The following is a 15,108-nucleotide window of genomic DNA, read 5'->3' on the forward strand; positions in this document are numbered from 1 at the left end:
AGCGTTGTGCCGTTGCATGAGCCTGCGCTTCTCACTGATGGGTCCGGTACGAGCCTGGCGAGACGACGAGGAGATCGACCTGGGGCCGCGCCAGCAGCGGGCGGTCCTGGCCGCGTTGCTGCTGAACAACGGCATCCGGCTGAGCAACGACCAGATCGTCGGCATGGTCTGGGACGATCCGACGCCGAGTGCGGTCATGGCGTTGCGGACGTACATGTACAAGATCCGCAAGATGCTGCCCGAGCTGAACCTGAAGTCCAAGGACGGCGGGTACGTGGTGCGCGCGGAGATCGTCGACGAGTGCGGCGGCGAGCCCTTGGAGGGCCTCCAAGGCGCCTACTTCGACGCGCAACGGGTGCGGCTGCGCGACTACCGCCTCAAGGCGCGCGAGGACTGCCTCGAACGTGAGCTCGACGTGCTGGAGCTGCAGAAGCACGTCGCCGCCTTCCCGCTCAGGGAACGACCGCGTGCGCTGCTGATGCGCGCGCTCTACCTGGAGGGCAGGCAGGCCGAAGCGCTCGACCACTTCCACCAGGCGCGCGCACTGCTGAACGAGGAGCTCGGTCTCGAGCCGGGCCCGGAGCTGCGCGAGATCCACGCGCAGATCCTCAGGGGCGATCTCCACCTGCCCCGCCGCCCGGAACAGCTGCCGCCCGACCTCGCCGACTTCGCCGGGCGCGCGCAGGAGATCGCCCAGGCCCTCCGGACGTTGCCGGGCACGATCGGCATCACCGGCATGAACGGCAGCGGGAAGACCGCGCTGGCCACGCGGATCGGGCACCTCGTCAAGAACCGCTTCAGGGACGGTCAGATCTTCGTGCGCGGCAAGGACGTGGCCGGTGAGCTGTTGCGCGCGGTCGGCGTGGAGAACCCGAACGGCGACAAGGCCGCGCTGTGGCGGGAGAAAGCGCGCGGCAAGCGGTTCCTGATCGTCGTGGACGACGTGCAGGACGCGACCTCGGTCCGCGACCTCGCCCTGCCCGGCTCGGCCATGATCCTCACGAGCGTCCGGCGGCTGAACGAGCTGCCCGGCGTGACCTGGTTGAAGATCGCCGGGCTCACTCCTGGCGAGGCGCGGGAGTTCTTCCGCGGCGTTCTCGACCCCGCCCGGATCGACGCGGAGCCGCAGCAGGCGGACGAGGTGCTCAGCCGCATGTCGTACCTGCCGAACGCCATCCGCGTGGTCGGCGGCAAGCTCTCCGCCCGTCCGAACTGGACGCTCGCGATGCTGATCGCCCAGATGGACCGGGAGACCAAGATCGGCAACGCCGTCCCGTCCGACTGCCGGGCGGTGCTGGCTCCCCTGGTCAGGGCGGAGGAGCAGCTCACCGACGAGGAACGGCACCTGCTGCAGTGCTTCGCCCGGCAGGACGCCGAGGTGATCGACGTGTGCGCGGCGGCGAAGATGGCGGGCGTCGAGCCCGGCGCGATCGAGTACGTGCTGGAGTCGCTCGCCGACGTGCACCTGATCGAGCCGCTGGTGCTCGGCCGGTACCGGCTGCCGCGGCTCGTGCGGATCTACTTCGGCTGGCGCACACCCGCGCTGACCGGCTGATTCATTCTTCGTTCACGGCCTGACGACGAACCGCCGGAACCGTCAGCGCCATGGAACTCAAGGGACGACGAGCACTCGTCACCGGGGCGACCTCCGGCATCGGCAGGGCGGTGGCGGTGCGGCTCGCCGAGGCGGGCGCGACGGTCTTCACCACGGGGCGCCGGGCCGGCTTCGGTGACACCCACCACGTCGTCGCCGACCTCGGTGACCTCGCCGACGTGCGCAGGCTCGCGGACGAGGTCGGCGAGATCGACGTGCTGGTCAACAACGCGGGCATCTTCCCGTTCGGGCCGACGGTCGAGCAGGACGTCGAGACCTACGAGCGGGTCTTCGACGTGAACGTGCGCGGGCCGTACTTCCTCACCGCCGCGCTGGTGCCGAAGATGATCGCGAACGGCGGCGGCAGCATCGTCAACATCTCGTCGGTGACGGCGCGCACCGGCACGCCGCACATGTCCGTCTACGCCGCGTCGAAGGCCGCGCTGGACGCGTTGACGCTGAGCTGGGCGGTGGAGTTCGGCGGCCACGGCATCCGGGTCAACTCCGTGGCACCCGGCCTCACCCGCACCGAGAGGGTCCGGGAGAACCTCGGCGACGCCATCGAGCACGTCGTGGCGCCGACACCGCTGGGCCGTGCGGGCGAGCCGGAGGAGATCGCGGAGGCGGTACTGTTCCTCGCCTCACCGCGGTCGAGCTTCCTCACCGGCTCGATCGTGACCGCGGACGGCGGTGTCATGGCGACCTGACCTGGGCGTATATCTGGAATTTATGCCGAAATGATCTGACGTCGGCAGATTCGTAGACATGTCAACCAAGGAGCTTGAAGGCAAGAAGGCACTCGTCACCGGAGCCACGTCGGGCATCGGCCGCGCGATCGCGGTCAAGCTCGCGGAGGCGGGTGCCACCGTCTACGTCACGGGGCGCAGGGCCGAGCTCGGCAAGGAGACCGTCGCGCTGATCGAGCAGGCCGGCGGCACCGGGCACTTCATCGTGTCGGACGTCGCGAACCTCGACGACGTGCGCAGGCTCGCGGACGAGGTCGGTGAGGTCGACGTGCTGGTGAACAACGCGGGTATCTTCCCGTTCGCGCCGACCCCCGAGCAGTCGGTCGAGGCCTACGAGCAGGTCTTCGACGTCAACGTCCGCGGCACCTACTTCCTCACGGCGGCCCTCGCGCCGGCGATGGTCGCGAAGAAGAAGGGTTCGATCGTCAACGTCTCGTCGGTGGCCGGGCAGATCGGCACGCCGGTCGGTTCCGTCTACAACGCCTCCAAGGCGGCGATGGACGCCCTGACCCGCTCGTGGGCGGTCGAGTTCGGTGCGGCGGGCGTGCGCGCCAACTCCGTGGCGCCCGGCCCGATCGCCACCGAGATGGCGGTCACGAGCGTCGGCGAGATGTTCGAGGAGATCACCAGCGGTGTGCCGCTGGGCCGTGCGGGTGAGCCGGAGGAGATCGCGGAGGCCGTGCTGTTCCTGGCCTCCGACCGGTCCAGCTACATCACCGGCGCGGTGCTCACCGCCGACGGTGGCTACGTCGCGACCTGAGCCAGCAGCGGGGAGAGGGACGAGGGCGACTCGACGTGCACGTTGTGGCCCGCACCGGGGAACACCACCGGTTCGGGCACCAGCTCCTCCAGGTGCTCCCGGGGGCACATCGGGTCGTTCTCACCCGCCGCCAGCACGATCCGGCCCTTCGCCGCCATGATCAGACCGGGCAGGTCCGGCCGTCCGACGCCGAAGGCCCTCAGGTCGAGGCTGGGCGCCCAGCCACCGTCCACTTCGGACACGCCGTGCCGCAGCGGCACGCCCGCCATCTTCGACGCCCGCTCGACGGCTTCCGCCTCGGTGGCGAAGACCTTGGCGGGCTTGGCCGCGAGGGCCTGGGCCTTCGCCAGTTCCTCGTCGGTCCACCGCACCTTGATCCCGACGCCGACGCACGTGGTCACGTCGACGCCGAACCACCCGCTCGCCAGCGCCAGCCCGACCACGCCGCCCAGCGAGTGCCCGACGACGGTCACCGGTCGGTGGGGAACCACCTCGGCGACCGCCGCCGCGAACGAGCCGAACGAGTAGCGCGCGACGGGCTTGCTGCGACCGTGACCGGGCAGGTCCGGCACGAGCCAGCTGCCGTGCCAGTCCTTCACGACGTCCTGCCACACCTCGCCCGTCGCGCCCAGGCCGTGCAGCAACACGAGCAGCGGTCCGTCTCCACCACGTTCGACATGAAGCACGCCGGACAGCGTAGTGCGCGCCCAGTGCTCGATGAACGGCGCATTTGTCCACCTCAGATGGACAAATGCGCCGTTCATCGACAGCGAGCGGGGGAGCGGTCAGTTTCGCGTGTAGATGAAACCGATCTTGTCCACCTCGGCGTCGGCGCGGCCGGTGAAGCCGGCGATCTGCCAGCCGGCGGGCGCGGTGCGGGTGACGCAGTCCGAGGTGGTGCTGCCGCCTTCGAGCGTGCGTCCGAGGTTCGTGGTGAACTTCGCGTAGAACACCCGCGTGTGGTTGTTCTTGCTGCCCTGGCAGAGGTACGCGCTGTTCACGTACTCGTTGCTGCCCAAGGAGAGTGACGAGTAAGAACCGCCCTCCCCGCCGTGGGACAGCCTCGTTCCGTCGGCCAGCGTCACGCCCATCTGGTCGACACGGGCGTCGCTCCGCAGTGAGATCTCGGTGGCCCTGGCACCCGGCGCGACGCGGTCGACGTCGTTGAAGTAGTTGCCGTGCGGGCCGCCGAACTGCTCGCTGAACTGGTACGCCGGGTTGGTGGACCAGCTGAACCCGACGGCCAGCGGGAAGTGGTCGGACAGCATCTTGCCGGTGCCGTCCTGCAGGAAGTCGGTGTGCTTGTTGGCGTACGAGGTCGCGGTGAGCGTGACGGCCCGGCTGCCGCGGTACCAGTACTTGTCGACGACTTCGCAGTCGGTGGTGGGGTTGGCGTTGTCGCACAACACGGGGGCGCTGCCCTCCGCCGGGGCGTTGCCACCGCGGACGAGCTGCACCCACGGGTCGGTCAAACCGTTGGCAGCGGCGAAGTTGCGGATCGTCGTGCCGTCGACGTTGCGGGTGTAGCGGGCGTTGGTGTCACCCATGACCACCACCGCGTTGCCGGCCGAGTGGCTCTGGATGAACGAGCTGAGCTGGGCGAAGTTGGACGCCCGCGCCTTCAGGTCACCGCTGGAGTCGCCCGCGTCGGCGTGCAGGTTGTAGAAGTCGACGTACACGCCCTCGGCCAGCCGCGTCCGCATGAACGTGAAGCCCTTGGGCGTCAGGCAGTCGCCGCTGTCGATGTAGCAGTCGTTCCACTTGACCCGCTCGAAGTCGTCCTGGTCGAACGGCTTGTGGGACAACGTGTTGAGCCCGCTGCCGACCGGCACCCCGCCGCTGGTCGCGGTGCGGTACTCGTGGTTGTTCTCGGCGTACAGGTAGGCGTGGTAGTTGAAGTCCTCCTGCACGTGGACGATGTCGTACGGTCCGATCCGCCGGCCGATCGCCGTCGTCGCGGGCACGCGGGGAGTCGGCGCGCTCGACAGCGACTCCGGCAGTCCGGCGACGTTGTACGTCATGGCGGTGAACGTGCCCGCCTCCGCCGCGGAGGCTGTGGGGGTGGTCGGCAGTACCGCGATGGCGGTCGAGGCGAGTGCCGCCGCTACTGCGCCAACCAGGGTTCGTCGCATGATGGGCCCTTCTTCGTGCCGCTGCTGGCGAGAATGTAGGGCCCACCCGCGCGCCTGCGGAATGGATAGTGAATGAATTTCGCGTTCATGGGTCTGAAACCGCCTGGTGGGGTAGGCCGAACGGCGGTCATCGCTGGAGACCGTTGTCGTCTGGCACGATTCAGTAGGCAGGCGCGGTCGGCGTGACGTGGTCCGACGGTGTCGGGCCCTTGCCTGTCAGTGGGTCCAAGTAGGCTCGTCGCGAGACGAGACGCAGGAGAAACAGGGAGCGCAAGTGGCGGTCATCGAGCAGGTCGGAGCACGCGAGATCCTGGACTCGCGCGGCAACCCCACCGTCGAGGTCGAGGTGGCGCTGGACGACGGCACGCTGGAGCGCGCGGCCGTTCCGTCGGGCGCGTCGACCGGTGAGCACGAGGCGGTGGAGCTGCGGGACGGCGACGCCAAGCGGTACCTGGGCAAGGGCGTCGAGCGCGCGGTCACCGCGGTGCTGGACGAGATCGGGCCCGAGCTGGTCGGCATCGAGGCCGTCGAGCAGCGCGTCGTGGACCAGAAGCTCGTGGACCTGGACGGCACGCCGGACAAGTCCCGCCTGGGCGCGAACGCGATCCTCGGCGTGTCGCTGGCCGTCGCGAAGGCCGCGGCCACGTCGTCCGGGCTGGAGCTGTTCCGCTACGTCGGCGGCCCGAACGCGCACGTGCTGCCGGTGCCGATGCTGAACATCCTCAACGGTGGCGCGCACGCCGACACCGACGTCGACATCCAGGAGTTCATGATCGCGCCGATCGGCGCCGAGACGTTCCGCGAGGGTCTGCGCTGGGGCGCGGAGGTCTACCACGCGCTCAAGTCCGTGCTGAAGAGCAAGGGTCTCGCGACCGGCCTCGGCGACGAGGGCGGCTTCGCGCCGTCGCTGTCCAGCAACCGCGACGCGCTCGACCTGATCCTCGAGGCCATCGAGAAGGCGGGCTACCGGGCCGGCCGCGACGTCGCGCTCGCGCTGGACGTGGCCGCGACCGAGTTCTTCTCCGACGGCGCCTACACGTTCGAGAAGTCGAAGCGCTCGGCCGAGCAGATGATCGGCTACTACTCCGAGCTGGTCCGCGACTACCCGCTGGTGTCGATCGAGGACCCGCTGTCCGAGGACGACTGGGACGGCTGGGTGCAGATGACCGCCGAGCTGGGCGAGAAGGTCCAGATCGTCGGCGACGACCTGTTCGTCACCAACCCGGAGCGCCTGGAGGAGGGCATCTCCCGCCGCGCCGCCAACGCGCTGCTGGTGAAGGTCAACCAGATCGGCACGCTGTCCGAGACGCTCGACGCGGTGTCACTCGCGACGTCCTACGGCTACAAGTCGATGATGTCGCACCGCTCCGGCGAGACCGAGGACACCACCATCGCCGACCTCGCCGTCGCGACCGGCGCCGGCCAGATCAAGACCGGTGCCCCGGCGCGTGGTGAGCGCACCGCGAAGTACAACCAGCTGCTGCGCATCGAGGAGTCGCTCGGTGACGCGGCGCGCTACGCCGGTGAGCTCGCGTTCCCGCGCTACACGCCGGAGAGCTGAGAAGCTTCAGCCATGGCCGAGCGCGCGCGTCGTCCCCGCCGCCCCCGCGAAGAGCGGGAGGCGCGGCCCGCGCGCGCTCGAAAGCCACCGCGTCCCAAGGCGCCCACGCGGCGCAGTGACGGCACGGGTGGCGCGTTCGGCATGACCGGTACGCGGCGGGCCGCGATGTTCGCGATGGTGCTGTGCGCACTGGCGTTGAGCATCGCGGTCCCGTTGCGGACCTACCTCTCGCAACGCGACGAGCTGCGCGACGTGGGAGCCCAGCAGGAGAAGCTGCGCGAGACGGTCTCCGCGCTGGAACAGCGCAAGGCGCAGCTGCAGGACCCGGCGTACGTGGAGATCGAGGCGCGCAAGCGGCTGCACTGGGTGCGGCCGGGCGAGACGCCCTACATCGTGCAGCTGCCGGGCGACGAGAGCCGCAACACTGAATCGGAGAGGCCGTCGGGCAAGCCCGCGGCACAAGGGTCTTGGTACGAGGAACTGTGGGAATCGGTGACGCACAAGTAAGTGCTGCTGACCTGGAAACGGTCGCTCAGCAGCTCGGCCGCACGCCGCGCGGGACACGTGCGATCGCCTCGCGGTGCCCCAGCGGGCACCCGAACGTCGTCCAGACGAACCCGCGGTTGCCCGACGGGACACCGTTCCCGACGCTCTACTACCTGACCTGCCCGAAGCTGAACTCGCTGGTCAGCACGCTGGAGAGCGGTGGGCTGATGAAGGAGCAGACCGAGCGTCTGGAGACCGACGCCGAGCTCGCCGCGGCCTACCTGCGCGCGCACGAGTCGTACCTCGCGGAGAGGGACGCCATCGAGTCGTTGGGCACCCAGGTCACCGCGGGCGGCATGCCGGGCAGAGTCAAGTGCCTTCACGTGCACGTCGCTCATGCCCTCGCGAAGGGCCCCGGGGTCAATCCCATGGGGGACGAGGCCCTGGCGATCTTGACGGAGCAGGGCCTGTGGCCGACAGGTGACTGCTCGGCCAGTTAACAGTCAAGGGAACCGAACAGACGCTTCACTCCGTCTTGGGTACACCTAGGCTTCGGAGTCGGGCAGGGTGGAAGTACCGGGGGCGTTCGCCGTAACTGCAGGACGGCGAGCCGCGATGATGCACGAGAGGTGAGTATTCGTGGCAATGGCCAAGCTGCGCGGTCCGTCGGTGCTGAGCCCCAGGCAAAAGGGCTTCGCCGTGGCCGCGCTGGCTGCGATGCTCGCCCCCACCATGATCGTCGGCACCAAGCTCGTCGACTGGGTCAACCTCTCGAAGCACAACACCATCGCCGTCAGCCTCGGCCCCGCCGACGTCTACGGCGCCCTGAAGCGCGACCCGTCCGAGCTCGGCGCGTCCGGCCGCCTGCCGCTCTCCGAAGAGCTGAGCGCGGCCCTGCTCGCCGACCTCCAGGACGGCAAGATCGACGACAACCTCGACCACGACCCGGGCAGCGCTATCGACGACTTCCCCGGCAGCTACGACATCCCCGGCATCGTGTTGGAGGCCTACCTCCGCGCCGAGGACAAGATGGCCCAGCTGGTCCCCGGCTGCAAACTCGACTGGGCGCTGCTCGCCGGCATCGGCAAGATCGAGTCCAACCACGCGAACAACGGCCGCGTGAACGCCGCCGGCGACGCCACCCCCAAGATCCTCGGCCCGGTCCTGAACGGCTCACCCGGCGTCGCCGCCATCCGCGACACCGACGGCGGCCGCCTCGACGGCGACACCGCCTGGGACCGCGCGGTGGGCCCGATGCAGTTCATCCCCTCCACCTGGGCGACCTTCGGCGCGGACGGCAACGAAGACGGCAACGTCGACCCGAACAACGTCTACGACGCCGCGCTCGGCGCAGGCCGCTACCTCTGCGCCGCCGGCGGCGACATGACCAAGCAGGAAGACCGCGCCAAGGCCGTCTTCCGCTACAACAACTCCACGACGTACGTCCAGACGGTCCTCAAGTGGGCCAAGGAGTACAGCGAGAACGTCAACGCCCTGCCGTCGCTGCCCGACACCGGCAACAACGTGCAGAACCCGAAGCCGAACAACCCCGGCAGCAACCCCGGTAACAACCCGGGCGGCAATCCCGGTTCGTCGACCCCGCCGTCGTCCACCACCACGACGACGACCACCCCTCCGACCCCGAACTGCCCGACGCCGACCTCCACCACGACGTCGACGTCCACGTCCTCCTCGGCACCGTCCTCCACGTCGACGTCGTGCCCGCCGGTCTCGTCGGAGCCCCCGTCCTCGTCCTCGACGACGACCACTACGACCACGACCACCACGTCGTCCAACCCGCCGCAGCAGTCGTCCGACACCTCCCGCTCCACCTCGGCCACCTCGTCCCCCTCCGCGACCGAGAAGTCCTCGACGGGTGGCAGCTCAGCGCAGTCGACGACGACGCACAGCCTGGTAACGAGCACGCCGAGCTAGCCCGGCGTGTCGCGTTGGCACGCTTCCAAGTCGTACTTCGTTCGGGGCGATTCGGGTAGAAACGTTGGAGTGAAGGGGAGTCCGTCTCCTAGCTTCCTTTCCATGCCGAAGCGCAACTCAAGCGTGGTGGGCCGGGAGTTCGGCAACGGAGTCCGCACCGCCATCGAGCAGAGCGGTCTGACGCAACGGATGCTCGCCGAACTGCTCGGCTGGCAGGAAGCCAAGATCTCCGACCTCGTGCAGGGCAAGGGCGGCGTCAGCGAGGTCGACCTCGTGCGGCTGCTCTCGTACTGCCGCGTGCCCGCCGCCGAGGTCGAGCGTCTGATCGCCTTGTTCCGGGAGTCCCGAGAGAAGGGCTGGTTGCTGTTCCCGGAGGACGGAGTACCGGACCAGGTGCACTCGCTGATCAACCAGGAACGGCTCGCCAGCAAGATCACCGTGTGGTCGATGAACCTCGTGCCGGGCCACCTCCAGATAGCCGGCTACATCCGTGCGGCCAGCGAGAAGTCAGCCAAGATCCAGCCCGCGGACATCGACGCGTTGATCCGGGCGAAGCTCGACCGTCAGGCGATCCTGAAGCCTGGTCGCGAGTTCGTCTTCCACGTGCACGAGCAGGCGCTCCGGCTGCCGGTCGGCGGTCCGAGCGTCATGCTGGCACAGCTGAACCACATCATGGTGATGTCGGTGCGCAGGTACATCTCGTTCCGGATCGTGCCGATCGCCATCGGCGCGCACGCGGGCTTGTCCGGCTCGTTCCTTCAGCTCAGTTACGAGAAGTTCGAGCCGGTCATCTACATCGAGAGCCAGAACTCCTGCCTCTTCTTGGAGGACAAGGGATCGTTGGCCACCTACGCCGAAGTGCTGAAACGTCTGGATGACGAAGCCTTGGATGCGGAACAATCGAGGAGGTTGATCACTACCTTGCTCTCCTGAGGAGGCGTACCGCATGTCGACGTGGCGCAAGAGCAGCTACAGCCCCTCGGCGAGTGATTGTGTCGAGGTGAGCTGGCGTAAGAGCTCTTACAGCCCTGAGTCGAGTGACTGCGTCGAGATCGGCCATGGCATCGGCATCCGCGACAGCAAGGCCCCCTCCACCCACCTCCCCGTGTCGGAGAAGGCGTGGTCGGCATTCCTTCACCTCGTGAAAGCTCCGTGAGCCCGAGGTTCTCGCCAGAGTCCGAGAAAACGCTGAGGCAGGCGGGCTGGTACCCCGGCAGGACGGTCGACACCGCGGTCTGGCGGGCTCCGCTGGAGGAGCCGGGGTTCGTCTTCCACGAAGCAGCCGAGCGCTTTCTCGCGGAGTTCGGCGGTCCGTCCGTCGAGCAGTCCGGGCCGGGACGCTCCCGCGCGAGGGAGCCGTTCGAGTTCGGTCCCCTTCTCACCATCGGCGAGGACGACCGGTTCGGAGAATGGGGACAGACGATCGGCCGAGTCATCGCGCCGCTGGGAGAGCTCGACCACGGCAGGTTCTTCCTCGGCATCGACGAGCGCGGAGAGATCTACCTCGTCGCCGACTGGCTGGCGCGGTTCGGTTCCGGTGACGCCGACCTGGAGTGCCCTGAGCTCGAGGTACATGCCGGAGACCTGGTCTGCGAAGGAGTGAACAGCGGGGTTCGGTCCGCGGCGAAGTTCCTCTGACCGAGGTATTCCCTTTCCTGATGGATTCGTCCATGCTGCTCCAGCACGGGTCGGGGGACCATCGAACAGACTGCCGGCGGGGATCGGCGGTGGGGGGATAGATGCTCAACGCCACGAGGCGGAGCTTTGCTCTGCCCGTTTTCACTGCTGCCGTCATGCTCTTCGGCTCAACCACCGCGAGCGCCGCAGCCTGTCCGAACCCACCGACCGATCTCGGGATGGAGGGGTGGGGGCCGAACGGCGCGGACGCGTTGCCCTGCCGCGCCGGGGTCGACCGGCCCGTCCTGGCCACGCAGACGCCGAGGCTGCGCGCGAAGCTGTCCGGGGACAACCAGTTCCTGAGCGCGGACTTCGTGGTGCGCGCAGGCGAGACGCGCGTCACCGAGTTGACGGCGAAGGACGTGCCGTCGGGTTCGTTCGCCCAAGTGACGTTGCCGCAGGGCGTTCTCGTGGACGACACCGTCTACCGCTGGGACATCCGCGCGAGCGACGGCAAGCATCGGTCGAAGTGGGTCGGCGCCTGCGAGTTCCAGGTGGACTCTGTTGCTCCCAACGCACCCGTGGTGTCGTCGACGGACTACCCGACGAGCGGACTCAACGGCGCCCCCGGTCGCACCGGCGTCTTCACGTTCTCTCCCAACGGTTCGACGGATGTCGTCCGTTACGGGTGGTCGCTGAACACGGACACCTTCGCCAACCGGGTCGAGGCGAGCGGTGCGGTCGACGTGCCGATCACGCCGACGGGAAGTGGCCTCAACGTGCTCTACGTCCGTTCGTACGACAAGGCCGGACACCCGTCTCCGACGCAGACCTACCTGTTCAGGGTCGCGGACGCGCCCAGGGCCACGCCTCCGGTGGCGGTGTGGAACTTCGACGAGACCGGTGGCACGGTCGCGGCCGACAGCACTGGCAACGGCCATTCGCTGACGCTGAACGGTGCGACGTTCGGCGAGGGTTACTCGAAGAACGGTCAGGTCAACAACACGAACTCGTTCTCCACCACCGAGTCCGCGCTCGTGGACACCTCGCGCGCGTTCTCCGTGTCGGCGTGGGTGAAGCTCGATGTTGCGAACACCCCGTACACCGTCGCGAGCCAGGACGGTGAGCAGGAGAGCGGCTTCGTGCTGCGGTACTCGGCCGATCCTTCGACGGTCGGGGTGTGGACTCACCTGGTGGGTGTGTACGAGGCGAGCAAGGTTTCCTTGTACGTCAACGGAAAGCTCGGCAGCACGACGGCCGTGACGCTCACCGGTGCGCCTGGACCTTTCGTGGTCGGTGCCGGCAAGAGCGGTGGCGCGCGGGTCGGGCAGGTGGCGGGCACGATCGACCACGTCCAGGTGTGGGATCGCGCGCTGAGCGCGGCAGAAGCGGCGAAGCAGAGCAACCTCGTGGCGCTGCGTGCCCGCTACAGCATGGACGAGCTCACCGGCACCACGACCAAGGACGAGGTCAGTGGGCAGAACGGCACGTTGTCCGGCAGCGTCGGCTGGGGGAGCACACCCGCCGATCCCCTTGACCCGAACCAGGTCTGGGCCAGCACGGACAAGTGGTTGCGCTTCGGTGAAGCCGCCACCGGTGAGATGACGGCGCCGCGTCCGGCGAACCTGCGCACCGACCGGTCGTTCACCGTGTCCGCCTGGGTGCGGCACGGGGACTTCAGCGGCACGGCCGACACCGTCGTGAGCATGGCGGGTTCTCCGTTCGTGCTGGGCTACCGGCCGGACACCGGCAGGTGGGGATTCCAGCTGGCGGACGGCACGGTCGCGCTCTCCCACTCGCCTGCCAGGGCGAACAGGTGGGAGCAACTCGTGGCCACGTACGACGCGGCTACCGGCAAGATCATGTTGTACGTCGGGAGCGATGCGTCGGACAGCGTGCAGGCCGGCCCTCAGACGTTCGACGGCGCCGGTGAACTGCAGGTCGGACGTGGTGTCGTCGGCGACGTCGACGACGTACGTGTCTACTCCGGAGTGATGGACGCGGACGACGTCTTCAAGCTGTATTCGTCGTCCCAGCACTAAATCGCGAGGCGTGGGGCGGCGGTTCTTGGCAGGGTGAGGGCGTGCTCAAGCCTGACTACCCGCTGAGGACCGCCCGCCTCGTCCTGCGGCCGTTCGAGCCGACCGACCTCGACGACTTCTACGCCTACCGCTCGCGCCCGGACGTCTACCGCTACCTCTACGGGGAGGCCGTGGACCGCGAGAAGGCCGCGGAACTGCTCGCCAAGCGGATGGCCGAGACCGAGCTGACCGAGGAGGGGCAGGGGATCTCGCTGGCCGCCTACTGGCCGGAGGCCGGGCGGGTGGTCGGCGACGTCGTCCTGAAGTCGCTCAGCGCGCAGGACCGGCAGGGCGAGATCGGCTACGGCTTCAACCCCGAGTTCGGCGGCAAGGGGCTGGCCACCGAAGCCTCAGCCAGGATGCTGCGGCTCGGGTTCGAGGAGCTCGGGCTGCACCGGATCGTCGCCGAGTGCGATCCGCGCAACGAGCCGTCGTGGCGGCTCATGGAACGGCTGGGGATGCGCAGGGAGGCGCACTTCCGGCAGAACGAGATCTTCAAGGGCGAGTGGGGAGATCTCTACGTCTACGCGATGCTCGAAGGGGAGTGCCGGCGTGCTCAAGCCTGACTATCCACTGAGGACGGACCGGCTCGTCCTGCGGCCGTTCGAACCCGCGGACCTGGACGACTTCGTCGCCTACCGCTTGCGCCCGGACGTCCTCCGCTACCTCTACAACGTCGCGGCGGACCGCGAGGCCTGTGCGGAGCTGCTCGAGAGGCGGGCGAACGAGACGGAGCTGGCTGAAGAGGGGCAGCGGATCGCGCTGGCCGTGCAGCTGCCGGAGGGACGGGTCGTCGGTGACGTCGTGCTCAAGTGGCGCAGCGAGGTCGACCGCCAAGGCGAGATCGGCTACAGCCTTCATCCCGACTTCCAGGGCAAGGGCTACGCGACTGAGGCCGCGGAACGGATGCTGCGGCTCGGGTTCGAGGAGTTCGGGCTGCATCGGATCGTCGCCCAGTGTGATCCGCGCAACGAGCCGTCGTGGCGGTTGATGGAGCGGCTGGGGATGCGCAGGGAGGCGCACTTCAGGGACTTCGGGATCCTCCAGGGCGAGTGGGGCGACCTCTACGTCTACGCCATGCTTGCCGAGGAGTACCGGCACAACAGGTAGGGGTGACCATGTCGCGCGTTGCGGCCATCGACTGCGGGACCAACTCGATCAGGCTGCTCGTGGCCGACGTGACGTTGCGGGACGACGGCACCGCGTGGCTGCGGGACGTGCACCGCGAGATGAAGATCGTCCGGCTCGGGCAGGGGGTCGACGCGACCGGGCGGTTGCACCCCGACGCGATCCAGCGCACCAAAGCAGCCCTAGAGGACTACGCGCGCACGATGCAACGCAAGGGAGTCGAGCGGGCACGGATGGTGGCCACCAGTGCCACGCGGGACGCGAGCAACCGCGACGAGTTCTTCGGCATGACCGAGGCGGTTCTCGGCGCGCCCGCGGAGGTGATCACCGGGGACGAGGAGGCGCGGCTGTCGTACCTCGGCGCGGTGGCCGATCTTGACCCGGACGAGGGACCCTTCCTCGTCACCGATCTGGGTGGTGGCAGCACCGAGTTCGTCCTCGGCACCGGCACGGAGGTCGAGGCCGCGCGGTCGATGGACATCGGGTGCGTCCGGCTGACCGAGCGGTTCATCAAGTCGGATCCGCCGGGGAAGGACGAGATCGCCGAGGCGGAAGCGTTTGCGCGCGAGCAGATCAAAGCGGCGTTCGAGATCGTCCCGGTCGAGAAGACCCGGACGTGGATTGGCGTCGCCGGCACCGTCACGACGTTGTCAGCCCTGGTCCAGGGGCTGGAGGTGTACAACAGCGACGATATTCACCTCAGCCGAATCACACTTGACAATGTTCGGGAAATCACGCACAGTATCCTCTCCATGACGCATGATGAGCGTGCCTCGCTCGGACCCATGCACCCCGGACGGGTGGACGTCATCTGCGGTGGAGCGCTGGTTCTGCGTGCGATTGCCGAGGAGCTCTCGAATCGCGCGGGTATTCGCGCGCTCGTGTGCAGCGAGCACGACATCCTCGACGGCATCGCGTTTTCGCTGGTCTAGAGTCGAATTAAGGTCGACTTGAGGTGATCGTGACGAGTTTGTAACCGCTTTCGATGCGCGTACTCCTGGACACCCCGGTTAACGTCCTCTCACGTTTTGGGAGGTGGACGAGACCTCCCGGGGAGGCGTGCGCACG

General features: G+C 68.3%; 16 protein-coding genes. 14 read left to right on the forward strand and 2 right to left on the reverse strand.

What is annotated here, in order from left to right; genetic code table 11:
• Positions 1-16 precede the first annotated feature (16 nt).
• From ABZV40_RS20545 to ABZV40_RS20555, 3 genes are read left to right on the forward strand one after another with little or no spacing between them, the layout of a single operon-like run.
• Positions 17-1,555 (forward strand): BTAD domain-containing putative transcriptional regulator, encoded by a 1,539-nt coding sequence (locus tag ABZV40_RS20545; RefSeq protein WP_355443551.1) that lies wholly within the window; start codon positions 17-19, stop codon positions 1,553-1,555.
• Between the two features lie 50 nt (positions 1,556-1,605).
• Positions 1,606-2,301, forward strand: a complete 696-nt coding sequence (locus tag ABZV40_RS20550; protein ID WP_355443554.1) for an SDR family oxidoreductase — start codon at positions 1,606-1,608, stop codon at positions 2,299-2,301.
• Positions 2,302-2,359: 58 nt separating this feature from the next.
• Positions 2,360-3,100, forward strand: coding sequence for an SDR family oxidoreductase (locus tag ABZV40_RS20555; RefSeq protein WP_355443557.1), 741 nt, complete (start codon positions 2,360-2,362; stop codon positions 3,098-3,100).
• Here the strand turns inward: ABZV40_RS20555 and ABZV40_RS20560 are convergent.
• On the reverse strand, positions 3,085-3,786 hold the full coding sequence (locus ABZV40_RS20560; protein ID WP_355443560.1) for an alpha/beta hydrolase: 702 nt from the start codon (positions 3,784-3,786) through the stop codon (positions 3,085-3,087). The two genes, ABZV40_RS20555 and ABZV40_RS20560, sit on opposite strands and share 16 nt — an antisense overlap.
• A 99-nt stretch (positions 3,787-3,885) precedes the next feature.
• A complete protein-coding gene (locus ABZV40_RS20565; RefSeq protein WP_355443563.1) occupies positions 3,886-5,232 on the reverse strand; it encodes an endonuclease in 1,347 nt (448 codons plus the stop codon).
• Between the two features lie 274 nt (positions 5,233-5,506).
• Between ABZV40_RS20565 and eno the strand changes: the two genes are divergently transcribed.
• The 11 genes from eno to ABZV40_RS20620 all read left to right on the forward strand — a co-directional run bounded on the left by eno (position 5,507) and on the right by ABZV40_RS20620 (position 14,972).
• Complete coding sequence (gene eno / locus ABZV40_RS20570) at positions 5,507-6,793, forward strand: phosphopyruvate hydratase (RefSeq protein ID WP_030467588.1); 1,287 nt, start codon at positions 5,507-5,509, stop codon at positions 6,791-6,793.
• 12 nt (positions 6,794-6,805) lie between these two features.
• Complete coding sequence (locus ABZV40_RS20575; RefSeq protein WP_355443566.1) at positions 6,806-7,300, forward strand: septum formation initiator family protein; 495 nt, start codon at positions 6,806-6,808, stop codon at positions 7,298-7,300.
• Positions 7,276-7,779: a DUF501 domain-containing protein gene (locus ABZV40_RS20580; protein ID WP_355443569.1), complete on the forward strand. Its 504-nt coding sequence runs from the start codon at positions 7,276-7,278 to the stop codon at positions 7,777-7,779. The genes ABZV40_RS20575 and ABZV40_RS20580 overlap by 25 nt, the downstream gene beginning before the upstream one ends.
• Before the next feature lie 145 nt (positions 7,780-7,924).
• Entirely contained in the window at positions 7,925-9,214 is a 1,290-nt protein-coding gene (locus tag ABZV40_RS20585; RefSeq protein ID WP_355443770.1) for a lytic transglycosylase domain-containing protein, read from the forward strand.
• 102 nt (positions 9,215-9,316) lie between these two features.
• On the forward strand, positions 9,317-10,147 hold the full coding sequence (locus tag ABZV40_RS20590) for a helix-turn-helix transcriptional regulator (protein WP_355443572.1): 831 nt from the start codon (positions 9,317-9,319) through the stop codon (positions 10,145-10,147).
• Positions 10,148-10,160: 13 nt separating this feature from the next.
• On the forward strand, positions 10,161-10,370 hold the full coding sequence (locus tag ABZV40_RS20595; RefSeq protein ID WP_355443575.1) for a DUF397 domain-containing protein: 210 nt from the start codon (positions 10,161-10,163) through the stop codon (positions 10,368-10,370).
• Positions 10,367-10,852: an SUKH-3 domain-containing protein gene (locus ABZV40_RS20600; protein ID WP_355443577.1), complete on the forward strand. Its 486-nt coding sequence runs from the start codon at positions 10,367-10,369 to the stop codon at positions 10,850-10,852. The genes ABZV40_RS20595 and ABZV40_RS20600 overlap by 4 nt, the downstream gene beginning before the upstream one ends.
• Before the next feature lie 218 nt (positions 10,853-11,070).
• The gene (locus tag ABZV40_RS20605; RefSeq protein WP_355443579.1) at positions 11,071-12,873 is read left to right on the forward strand and encodes a LamG domain-containing protein; all 1,803 of its coding nucleotides are present in this window, start codon (positions 11,071-11,073) and stop codon (positions 12,871-12,873) included.
• A gap of 41 nt (positions 12,874-12,914) precedes the next feature.
• Positions 12,915-13,478, forward strand: coding sequence for a GNAT family protein (locus ABZV40_RS20610; RefSeq protein ID WP_355443582.1), 564 nt, complete (start codon positions 12,915-12,917; stop codon positions 13,476-13,478).
• The gene (locus tag ABZV40_RS20615) at positions 13,465-14,022 is read left to right on the forward strand and encodes a GNAT family N-acetyltransferase (protein WP_355443585.1); all 558 of its coding nucleotides are present in this window, start codon (positions 13,465-13,467) and stop codon (positions 14,020-14,022) included. The genes ABZV40_RS20610 and ABZV40_RS20615 overlap by 14 nt, the downstream gene beginning before the upstream one ends.
• A gap of 8 nt (positions 14,023-14,030) precedes the next feature.
• The gene (locus ABZV40_RS20620; RefSeq protein WP_355443588.1) at positions 14,031-14,972 is read left to right on the forward strand and encodes a Ppx/GppA phosphatase family protein; all 942 of its coding nucleotides are present in this window, start codon (positions 14,031-14,033) and stop codon (positions 14,970-14,972) included.
• The last annotated feature ends 136 nt before the right edge of the window (positions 14,973-15,108 follow it).

Source organism: Lentzea sp. NPDC004782 (assembly GCF_040609115.1).
Taxonomy (GTDB): Bacteria; Actinomycetota; Actinomycetes; order Mycobacteriales; family Pseudonocardiaceae; genus Lentzea.